General features: G+C 46.5%; 8 protein-coding genes. All 8 read left to right on the top strand.

What is annotated here, in order from left to right; genetic code table 11:
• Positions 1-141: 141 nt before the first annotated feature.
• The 8 genes from GON05_RS39575 to GON05_RS34560 all read left to right on the top strand — a co-directional run bounded on the left by GON05_RS39575 (position 142) and on the right by GON05_RS34560 (position 11,550).
• Entirely contained in the window at positions 142-1,821 is a 1,680-nt protein-coding gene (locus GON05_RS39575) for a helix-turn-helix domain-containing protein (protein WP_157326066.1), read from the top strand.
• A 151-nt stretch (positions 1,822-1,972) separates the two neighbouring features.
• Positions 1,973-2,938 (top strand): FecCD family ABC transporter permease, encoded by a 966-nt coding sequence (locus tag GON05_RS34590; RefSeq protein WP_157326065.1) that lies wholly within the window; start codon positions 1,973-1,975, stop codon positions 2,936-2,938.
• Positions 2,939-2,952: 14 nt separating this feature from the next.
• A complete protein-coding gene (locus tag GON05_RS34585; protein WP_181646065.1) occupies positions 2,953-3,954 on the top strand; it encodes a FecCD family ABC transporter permease in 1,002 nt (333 codons plus the stop codon).
• 61 nt (positions 3,955-4,015) lie between these two features.
• Complete coding sequence (locus tag GON05_RS34580; RefSeq protein WP_157326134.1) at positions 4,016-4,951, top strand: iron-hydroxamate ABC transporter substrate-binding protein; 936 nt, start codon at positions 4,016-4,018, stop codon at positions 4,949-4,951.
• 295 nt (positions 4,952-5,246) lie between these two features.
• A complete protein-coding gene (locus GON05_RS34575; protein ID WP_157326064.1) occupies positions 5,247-5,858 on the top strand; it encodes a DUF2239 family protein in 612 nt (203 codons plus the stop codon).
• Positions 5,859-5,875: 17 nt separating this feature from the next.
• A complete protein-coding gene (locus GON05_RS34570) occupies positions 5,876-6,316 on the top strand; it encodes a DUF1330 domain-containing protein (RefSeq protein WP_157326063.1) in 441 nt (146 codons plus the stop codon).
• 13 nt (positions 6,317-6,329) lie between these two features.
• Entirely contained in the window at positions 6,330-7,226 is an 897-nt protein-coding gene (locus tag GON05_RS34565; protein WP_309491734.1) for an alpha/beta fold hydrolase, read from the top strand.
• An 853-nt stretch (positions 7,227-8,079) separates the two neighbouring features.
• The gene (locus GON05_RS34560; RefSeq protein WP_181646058.1) at positions 8,080-11,550 is read left to right on the top strand and encodes a PA14 domain-containing protein; all 3,471 of its coding nucleotides are present in this window, start codon (positions 8,080-8,082) and stop codon (positions 11,548-11,550) included.
• Positions 11,551-11,567: the final 17 nt, after the last annotated feature.

Genomic DNA, 11,567 nt, shown 5'->3' with positions numbered 1-11,567 from the left:
CTACGAATGCGGTTTTCATTGTACGAAAGCTTGTACGCATTGTTACATGGTCTCCAAGGAAGTTTTATACATCAGCGAAGCAACACTTTTTGTGGTATATTATTGTGAGAATGGTTATCACTTGCGCGGGAGGGATTCGGAGTGAATCGTGATACGGACCACGATGTGTATTTAGAAGGGACATTGCTTGAGCTGGTCAAGCTTGATGTTATAACGGATATAGCCGAGTGGAAGCGAACGACAGAGGAGGTTGCTCATCACACTTTGCTATTTTTTGTGAAGGTGAGAGGTCAGCTACATATTAATCAGAATGAAATTCCGATCCATGGCAAAGCGCTCATCTTGCTTCTGCCTGGCATGAGTGTCCAAGGGCTGAACTTGTCAGGCAATGCGAATAGTATGATTTATCAACTGGAATTCGATCTGTTTCGAATAAAGGAAAATACACAATCCCGTAAAGTTTATGACAGGGAGCTTCATTTTCCCGTACAGGGGAATCTGCAGACGGATTTACTTCTTTTTCAGCGTAAAATGCAGCTGCTTGCCTCCGCCTATGGGACTTCCAGCGTAAGGGAGCACTTGCGGCAGCAGTATTTGTATGCTTTGGTGGAGTTGATTCTGAAGGATCAGCCGGCTTCAATTACGACACCGAAAGATGCTGATGCATCGCTGCAGCTAACGATTCAATACATGCAGGATGCTTACCATACCGACATCAATCTAGATAAGCTTGCGGAGATCGCTGGGATGCACCCGGCCTATTATTCGCAGCGTTTTAAGCAAAAAATGAATAAATCTCCGATCGAATTTCTCACGCAAATACGCATGAACAAAGCGAAGGAAATTCTGCTTGTCTCTGCCCCGCAGATACGAGATTTGAGCGGACGCGTAGGTTATCGCGATGAGTTTTATTTTAGCCGCCGGTTCAAAGAGAATTCCGGATATGCGCCCACACAGTATGCGAATGAGCCGTTAAGCAGCATTATTTCGCTGTCGTACCCATATACAGATCACTTAATGACTTTAGGGATTGTTCCAAGTGCAGCCCAATTTCACCGCAAATCCTATTTGCCGACGGAATCGATTTCGCTAACTTTACCGCTACATGCTGCAGATTCTTGGGAAATAGGCAGAAAAACTTTCCTTGAAGCGCAGCCGGGTTTGATTCTCTGTAAAGATAATGTTGTTTTGAAAGCCAGAGAACATATTGGGGATATTGCTCCTATCATTTCTGTTCCTTGGGCATCACAGGATGTCTTTGATCATTTGGAAGCAATAGCCGAACTTGTCGGTCGCCAGCAGTTAGCCAAAGAGTGGATGGAGCGTCATGCCTACAAAGCTGATCAGGCCAAGAAACAAGTGAACAAGAAGTTTGGAAGTCCGACGGTGGCGATATGCCGCTTGATGAACACGGAGATGAGATTGTACGGTGCCAGAAATGTCGGACATATTTTCTATCGAGCTTTACAGTTGTCTCCTCCTAGTCTTATTGCGAACGAACTTAATCAACATCGAGAAGGTACGAACTTCAATTGGATTAACGTAACACCAGAGGATATGACCCAATATGAGTCCGATTATGTCATCTTCTTGAATGCCACGAAGCAAGCATCGGCTAAACTTACACAGCAAATTATGACGGATCCTGTTTGGCTGCGTCATCCGGCGATTAGGCAGGGGCGCTATTTCATGCTCCAGTGGGATGAATGGATGGTTTATGCGCCGCAAGCGATACAGCAGCTTTTGGAGAGAGCGGTATCCTTGCTAAGCGATTCTTCGTTAACGAGTTCACCTGTCAATATGAAAATAATCCAAGGATAAAATCTATAAATATGTCATGGACGAATACAGAGGAGATTCCTATAATGAATTTATTGATAATGATTATCAATATTAATGAGAGATAGGGATCACGTCCAGGAAGTTGGGTCTTTCAAGCATGAAACGAATTACATATGGATTGATTTGTGCCATGGCTATAATCGCCTTATTCATCATCATGTTTACAGCAATTTCGTTCGGGGCTAAGGATTTGACCCTACGGACGGTATGGGCAGCCGTATTTCAGTATAATCCCGAGCTAACTACCCATCAGATTATTCACGAATTGCGTTTGCCCCGCGTTCTCGGTGCGGCGGTTATCGGTGCCGGCTTTGCAGTAGCAGGTGCGTTGATGCAAGGAATAACGCGCAATCCTTTGGCGGATTCCGGTATTCTGGGCATCAATGCCGGTTCAGCCTTTATGGTTGCTCTAAGCTTTGCATTTTTTCCGAATCTGCCGTATTCGAGCCTCATGGCGGTTTCATTTGTGGGGGCAGCGCTCAGCACCGGTTTCATTTTCTTGCTGGGATCATCCACGCCAGGCGGTCTAACTCCACTGCGTTTAACAATTGCAGGCTCCGTGGTAGCGGCTTTGCTGCATTCTCTAAGTACGGGAGTGGCGATCTATTATGACCTTAGTCAGGATCTAGCCTTTTGGTATGCCGGTGGCGTTGCAGGAGTGAAATGGCAGCATGTCAAACTGCTTGTGCCTATTATTCTTTTGGCGATTGCAGGAGCTGTAGCGATAAGCCGATCCGTTTCGCTGATATCGCTGGGAGAAGATGTTTCTGCTGGTTTGGGAGTCAAAACGAACAGAATCCGCTTACTAGGTATTGTTCTGGCGATTATCCTTGCCGGTGTGGGGGTTTCAGCGGTAGGTTCCATTGGCTTCGTAGGTCTGGTTATTCCGCACATCGCCAGAAAGCTCGTTGGTGTGGACTATCGTTTTATCATTCCACTTTCGTCTTTGCTTGGAGCGATTTTGATGGTAGTAGCTGATTTAGCCGCTCGGATGGTTCATCCGCCCAAAGAATTGGCCATCTCCTTAATGATTGCTTTGGTAGGCGTACCCTTCTTTCTGTATTTGGCCAGGAAAGAAAGGAGGAGTTTGTCGTGAGATCGCAACGTCCCATTCCACGCAAAAACAAGAGTATTTTGGTCGGCATTTGTTTGCTCCTCATAAGCTTGGCTGTCATCTTAATCAGTCTGAATACAGGCTCGATTCGGCTTTCGCCCCTGGAAGTTTGGCAAACTTTTCTAGGATATGGGAGCGCGGATAATCAGCTCGTCTTATTCGAGTACCGCTTGCCTCGGATTCTTATTACGATGCTGGCGGGTATCGGTCTTGGCGTATCCGGCGCTCTCTTGCAGGGGATAACCCGTAATGGTCTAGCCGATCCGGGTATTCTGGGACTTCATTCGGGTGCTGCATTAGGACTCATTGTATTCGTTAGTTTCTTTCACTCCATGAAAGGAACTCCGACCTTGCTCATCCCGATTTTCGCTTTTGCCGGGGGTGTCATAACCGCAATTTTGATTATGGCTTTGGCCTATGACCGGTACAAAGGAATTGTGCCCATACGGTTGATCCTTGTTGGTATTGCCGTTGCAGCAGGTTTTAGCGCTGTGACGCTCTTTCTGTCGCTACGATTGGATGATGCGACGTATAGTTTTACAGCTAGATGGTTGGTTGGCAACGTGTGGGGGAGAGATTGGGTGCATGTCATTGCGCTGCTTCCATGGATTGGCCTGTTCGTTCCTTTCGCATTAACCAAGTGGAAAATTCTGAATTCCTTTTCACTCGGGGATGAAACGACCTCGGGGCTTGGCATTGCCGTGAGTCGCGAACGCTTGCTGCTACTGTTGACGGCAGTTGCCTTGTCGAGCGCAAGCGTGGCAATGACCGGCGGTATTGGCTTTCTTGGCTTGGTGGCGCCGCATCTGGCTCGTCGATTGGTAGGACCGATGTACCAATATGTACTGCCGATTGCGGGTTTGGTAGGACTCGTTATTCTGGTGGCCTCCGATACGATTGGGCGCTCTATCTTTCAGCCTAATGCAATCCCGGCAGGTATTGTTGTAGCTGCTGTTGGAGCTCCGTACTTTTTATTTTTGCTGGCGAGAACGAAATAACGAATCACGAAACAACGAAAACGTAAATAAAAAAGGGGTTTTTATCGTGAAAAAGAAAAATATGGTCGTCCTGAGTATGATCAGTTCCTTATTCGTCCTGACTGCATGCGGTCAATCTGCTGCACCTAAAGAAGCAGCGTCCGCCGCATCCACCGCACCTTCTGCATCGGCTGCTGCTGCGGCGAGTACAACGAAGCCAGTAGAGAAAGAACCGCGTATTGCGTCGCTGTCCATTCATTTAACGAATGACTTGCTTGCGCTAGGCATTACGCCTGTAGGTTCCGTTATGGGTGGCGATCTTAAGGCCTTTCTGCCGCACGTCGCAGACCGTTTGCAGAACACCAAGAAGCTTGGCGTTGTAGCTGAGCCCGACATGGAAGCTTTATTATCCTTGAAGCCTGAAGTCATCTATTTGGATGAGGCGTTCTCAGGCAAGGATGTCGCGAAGTATGAAAAAATCGCAAAAACAGAAATGTTTAACTTGGATGAAGGCACATGGCGCGACCATTTGAAGAAAATCGGTAAACTTGTGAACCGTGAGCAGCAAGCGGAAACTTACATTAAAGATTACGAGAAACAGGCTGCGAATGTAAAAGGGCTTATTAACGCTAAAATCGGCGACGGGAAAGTGATGGCGATTCGTGTAACAGCGAAAGAGCTGCGTGTTATGGGGATGAAACGTCCGCTGGGTCCGATTCTGTTCACAGATTTAGGATTAAAGCCGGCAAATGGTGTGGAGAAAATTAACAAAGCGTATGAAACGATTTCACAGGAAGTTCTTCCTGACTATGATGCCGACGCGATTTTTGTTATTGTGAACAATGAAGATGGGGCAAAGAAACTCTTTGAACAGCTGTCATCTAATCCGATTTGGAAAGGGCTTAAAGCGGTCAAAGCGGGTCACATTTACCCGATTGCTGATCAGCCTTGGCTGGATTACTCAGCCATTGGAAACAAAATGGCGCTTGATGCGGCAGAAAAGCTTTTCGCTAAATAAGTATTTATGAGGCTATCCCTCAGCTGTTTTTATGGCTGGGGGGTAGCTTTTTTGCGTCTGGTGAGGTGACGGGAAGGGCTTGTATAGAGACGGGGATTGGCTGTGTGATGAGTTAGGTGAGTGAAAGTTGAAGGGTTGGTAAAGTAGTTAGGACGAGAGCCTGACGGATTTTTCCCGTTAGGCTATTTGTATTGCTCACGAAAGAGGGAACGATAAAATTAATTATACCCGGGTAATATTGACCTTTTAATTTTACCCGGGTATAATTGGTGAGGTAATCAAAGAGGAGGTCAACATGAGTATTATCCTAACGAGCTTGTACTGCACGGCATTTTTGGGTGTGAGAGTCATCGCCAATGGGTTGATAGAGCACGTTGTTACTACAGTGAAGGAAACTCTGGATGACAGAGACCTCACACAGTTGCTTTTATTTAACGATTCCACGGGGAAGCCATTAGATGTCGATTTTCGTGGCACGACAGATGATGTGCTCAAACGATTGGGAGAACAGTTTGGTAACTTACCCAGTAAGGAAGAAGATCACCAACCTACAGGACGGGTCGGTCGACCCAAGTTGGGCGTTATATCCGGTGAGGTTACGTTATTACCAAGGCATTGGGAATGGCTCAAGAGCCAACCTGGTGGGGCGTCGGTAACCTTACGAAAACTCATTGATGAGGCTCGCCGCGCTGGAGTTGAACAGAGCAATGTCCGAGAGTCGCAAGAAGCAACTTATAATTTTATGACAGCTATGGCCGGGGACTTCCCTCAATACGAAGAAGCTCTTCGGGCATTGTATGCTAGTGATTTGGATCGTTTTTACCATTTCATCAATGACTGGGAAACTGATATTAGAAACCATGTCAAAAAATTAGCTGCTAATGCATTCCCTGAAGGGAATTCATGACTGAGAAAGGAGACACTATGACAGAGTTTAAATCTATACGTTACATCGAGCCATCACAACGCGCTGGCATGAGGTTCATACAACGAGGCATTGAGGGCAGCATCGTCATGCTGAACCTGCTGCGGTTTCGTGATGTTGCCGATTACACAGCTAATCCTGAACTAACACCGAAGGACCCAATCAGCGGTGCCGAAGCTTTCCAACGCTATATTGAGCATACCCTTCCATTTCTCCGTGAAAGCGGAGGTGAAATCTTGTTTCTTGGCGATGGTGGAGAGTTTCTGATCGGACCCGAAGACGAAAGATGGGATCTTGTAATGCTAATCCGCCAGAGCAGCGCGCAGTCGTTTCTTGCTTTTTCAAGTCATCAAGACTATCAGGCCGGTATCGGGCATCGAACTGCAGCGATCGAAGATTCACGCCTTCTGCCTATGGCAGATCTTCCGATACCTGATTAAATTGAAGGAGAACATGATTATGAACACTCTAAAAATAAATGGCATTGATTTGGCCTATGACAGTTTCGGTAACGAAAATGACGAGGCCATTATCCTAATTGCCGGGCTTGGAACGCAGATGATCCGATGGACGGTTCCGTTTTGTCAGACATTAGCAGCGCGGGGCTTCCGCGTAATCCGCTTTGACAATCGCGACGTAGGTTGTTCGACACACTTTAGCCATTATCCGGCGCTGGATTTTGAAGCACTGGCGACTGCTCTCATGTCAGGACGGCGACCCGACATCCCTTACACGCTCGATGACATGGCAGGCGACGTTATCGGACTGCTCGACGCCCTTTCCATTGACCGGGCACATCTCGTTGGCAGGTCGATGGGCGGAATGATCGCCCAGATTGCAGCCAGTGAGTACCCTGAACGAGTTTTATCACTCACCTCCATTATGTCCAGTTCCGGGAATCCCACTCTTCCACAAACATCCCCGGATGTCATGGCGATGATGACTACACCGGCGCCGAACCCTTTTGAGAATGAAGCAGGATTTTTGGCGCACAGTCTCGCTTTTGCCAAACGCATCGCCGGCACAGGCTACCCGTTTGAAGAAGACGCTTATCAAGCACTTATTCTGGAGGAAGTCCAGCGAGCCTACGATCCGGGCAGTGTCGGACGACAAATTGCTGCGATCGCTGTCTCCGGTGACCGTCGTCCGCGGCTGGCGACCATAAAAGTACCAGCACTTGTCATTCATGGGGTGGATGATCCCCTGTTTGTCCCGGCTTGTGGCAAAGACACAGCTTCTGCCATCCCGGGCGCTGAGCTGTTGTTGGTTGAGGGCATGGGACACGACCTGCCGCACCAATTGTACAATATAATCGTTGATGCCATTGAGCGAACGGCTCGTCGCAATTGACAAGCATTAAATAAGGATTTATGAGCTATTTCTCAGCTGTTTTTATATGGCTGTGGGATAGCTTTTTTGCGACCGGGGGATTAGCTGTGTGGTGAATTAGGTGAGCGGAAGTTGAAGGATAGGTAAAGTAGCTAGGACGAAAGCCTGACGGAGGTTTGCCGTTAGGCTTTTTGTAGTGTTCACGAAAGAGGGGCCAAAGGCTCATGCGGCAGCTTTGAGGGAACTGTAGGGCGCTATTTCGCTGAAAAGTTACGGTTTCAGGTGTGAGGGGAACTACGGTCCACTATTTTGCCAATTAGAACCGCGGTGCGGGTCATGGAGGCAATATAAGACCCTGTAGTTCCCCTCTGTTAGGAAAAAGGCCGATTTCCTCCATAATAGAGGCCTCCAGTTCCCTTAATAGAATTTTCGAATCTCCTTGGAAGACGAGGCGGAAATTAGTTACATCTTATGTAACGTTCAAGAGGGCGCATCTCCCCTGAAAGCCCCTTCATTTAATCGAGAAAAAACACATTTACATTTCATTTACGCCAAAAATGGGGCGATATTTTTCCCAAAGGAGCATGCAAAAGGTGGAAAAGAAGAAGTCCCATCACTGCTGAGTTGATAGCGTTTTATTGAAAACAAAATGCACATTTCACGCAAAATGTATCATCCATTTTACGCCATTTTTTAACAAAATGAAGTTAAAATGCTTAACGCTTTCAGGAAAAATAAAGCAAAAGTGCCGGATCAAGCATTATCGCTTTTACAATAACTACATGGTTAAATAACCCAAAAACGATTGAATATAAGATTAATTGACCGTATAGTACCGTTAGGAAAAAACCAATTTTATTTAGGAGGGAAACTAGTGAAAAAGAGTATCACGTTGACATCTCGTGTGCTTGCAGCCGTCATGATTGCGACCTCGTTGTTTGCAGCAGGGATTGCTCCTGCGCAGCCAGCCTATGCACAGCCAGATGCCACGAACGTCTTTGCCACAGCAGGAGTTACTGTATCCGCAAATGGGTATGTGTCAGACCAAGCAGCCCCAGCACATGCGATTGACGGTAATCCGACCAGCAACTGGGTTTACAAGGGGGATACGAATCCGCCTAGTCAGGAGAATCCTTATTGGCTGAAAGTTGATGCGGGTGCAGAAGCTACTGTACATCAATTTGTAATTGCACATGCCGGTTACAGCGGAGCACCTGACATCTACAATACCCGGGACTATACGATTGAAACCAGTGAAGATGATGTGCACTGGAGTCCTGTCGTATCGGTTACAAATAATACATACGGCCTAACGACCCATAATTTGAGCTCACCGGTTACAGCTAGGTATTTTAAACTGAACATTACAGACCCTGGCAGTGCTGATCTAACAACGGGTGAATATTCAGCTAATATTTATGAATTCCAGGCTTTTGGATTTGTAGAAACCAAACCGCTTGTTCCTGTAGTTACTCCGCTTGCATCTGGCAGCAATCAGGGTTTGCTTGGTGAATATTACTTAGGAAACAGCGATTTTAGCTTTGGAGCTTACAAAGCAACAACCGTTGATCCTCAGATTAATTTCACGAATCTGGATCCCATACTGCAATCGTGGACGGGGCAACAGGACCATGCCAATGTTCGCTGGACTGGGCAAATTATGCCACCCCAATCGGGAGATTACACATTTTACATGATGGGTGACAACGGATTTCGCTTATGGGTCGATGATAAGATTGTGATTGATCACTGGGTGAATGACTGGGACAAGGAGCAAACGGGCAATGTCGTCTCCTTGGAAGGTGGAAAAAAATACAATTTCAAAATTGAATACTTTGAAGATACAGGCGGTTCCAATTTGTATCTGCGTTGGTCGACGCCAAATATGGCCAAGATTATCGTGCCGAGCAATGTCTTCTACTTACCTCAAAACTACACGGGGCCTATCGCAGGAAACATTCTGAAAGATGGCTCTGGCGCTTATCTGACAATGTCCTCGGATATGAATAACTTGCCAGCAAATCTAGGAGCGCACCTGACGTTTACGGCTGACGATCAGCCCATTCAGGTTCCTAGCGTTGAATTAGGCAGCACCCCATCCATGCTTAAGCTAAATTTGGTAACGAAAGTTAAACCTAATCAGGTTGTTAAAATTTCGTATGATGGACAAGCCAATTTGCAATTTGCAGATGGCACGGTTGTTGGGAGTTTCATGTACATTCCTGTGAATGATGTGGTTGATTACTCCCCGATTGCCATTGCGATGTCTTTCAATGGAAGTCCCAAAACGAACCGCTCGTTCGCTTGGTATACAAGCTATGAAAAACCGGATAATGCACCGGCTAACATAGCGGATAGTATTGTTGAGGTTGTACCGGCTGATAAAGATTTTGGCTCATCAGATGTGAAACGTTTCACTGGAAAGCCGGAAGAAACCAAAATTTTAAATCTCAAAATTACGAGTTCGACGAATGGCGCGTTTATTAGCCATAAAGCGTTGGCAGTGGGGTTAACGCCAGGAACTGCCTATAAGTACCGGGTGGGAAGCGACGGCAACTGGAGCGAAACCGGCAGCTTTACAACGGAATCACTGATTGAAAATGATTATGAATTCCTGTACATGACGGATTCACAGGGTTCGAATTCACATGACTATGAAGTTTTTGCAGACACGATGAAGCAAGGTCTTGATCATTACCCGAACTCCAAGTTTATGGTGATGACAGGTGATGAAGTGGATGCCGGTTCTCTGGAGTCCCAGTGGCTTGATTATTTTGGAAAACCGCAAAGCATGTTTTTGAAGCTGCCAATCATGGCTGCGGTCGGTAATCACGAAGGGCCTTATAACGACAATTATTATTATCATTTTAATTATCCGAATGATTCCATTCAAAATCCTCTGCCACCAGGCAGCGTGTACTCCTATGACTATGGCGATGCCCACATTATGGTGCTGAACACGATGGATATTGGTTGGGATGACCGCCAGAAAGAATCTTTTAGACAGCAAGTGGAATGGTTGAAAAAAGAAGTAGCCGAGACGGATCGGAAGTGGAAGGTCGTGGCTTTCCATAAGGCCATTTATTCACTCGGGAACCATGCGCTTGATTCTGATATTTTGAGTATGAGACAGATGCTTTATCCTGTGTTTGATGAGCTTGGTATCGACGTGGTTTTGCAAGGACATGACCACACGTTCATGAGATCTTATCAAATGTACAACAACGCACCGGTTACGAATGTGCAGAAAGATCAGAATGGGAATGCGCTCAATCCGGACGGTACTCTGTATATGATCAATAACTCAGCCGGTACGAAATATTATGATCTCCAAAATGGCGTTGATCGCTATTATGCTGCGGTCTACGAGCAGCCGTATCAACCGATTTATTCGGGGATCCGTATGACGGAGAACAGCTTTACGATTGATTCGTATAAGTCTGGTCAGGAGCAGCCTTTTGATACGTATACGATTGTTAGAAACGACGCGAAGCCAGCTCCTGTTGCACAATTGGCGGCGAGCAAGACGGCGGATGGCAAGGAGCTTCTGACGTGGATGGCACCTCAAGTTGCTAACCCTGAGGAAGATGCAGTCAGAGGTTTTAGAATTTACGAGATAGACGGGAAATTAGGTATGAACTGGAGTACCTACGTGCCGGCTGTCAAAGACCAAGCAAATTATCAGTATGTTGTAACGGGTACACAGCCGGGGCAATCATACAAATTTGCAGTGAAAGCCGTTGATAAAAGGGACAACTCCGTTGCAAGCACAGTGAACACAGCTTTAGCGGCACCAACTGCACCTGTGGTTAATGATGGACGCAACACGTTCGGTTGGACGAATGTTCCTGGTTATGCGAACACAGCTGATTATGAATATTCCGTTGACGGCGGAGCTAATTGGCTGCCTGTAACGGCTAATCCACAACCGGTCGGAGATAACGATTATCCTGCAGGTGCCGTACAGGTACGCATCAAAGCGAACGCCACATCAGGCTTAGCAGCAGGTTTGTCTCTAGCATCGAATCTGCCGTTCACCACGAATTTCGTTGAAGATACGTATAAAATCACGGGTGAACTCAAAAGAGGAGAGCAATTGCAGCTCGATGTGACGCTGGAACCGCTGGCTAATTATAGCAGTGATGCGTATATCGTGTTTGAATTACTGGAAGGCGACAAACCGATTCTCATGAATGCCATTCCGATCAAGCAAAACAAGTTGACATTTAAGCAGTATTTTAACGTCGTAGGACAGGAATACAAAGTAAAAGCATTCATTTTCAACCAATATGACAGTGAACTTCGCGTACCGCTTCAATTAGCAAGACCTAAGTTGTTCGAATAATGGAATGAAGAGAGGAA

This window comes from Paenibacillus anseongensis, assembly GCF_009757995.1.
Lineage (GTDB): Bacteria > Bacillota > Bacilli > Paenibacillales > NBRC-103111 > Paenibacillus_E > Paenibacillus_E chondroitinus.
Note: the sequence above shows the minus strand (reverse complement) of the source record. Positions and strands in the feature narration are given on the sequence as shown.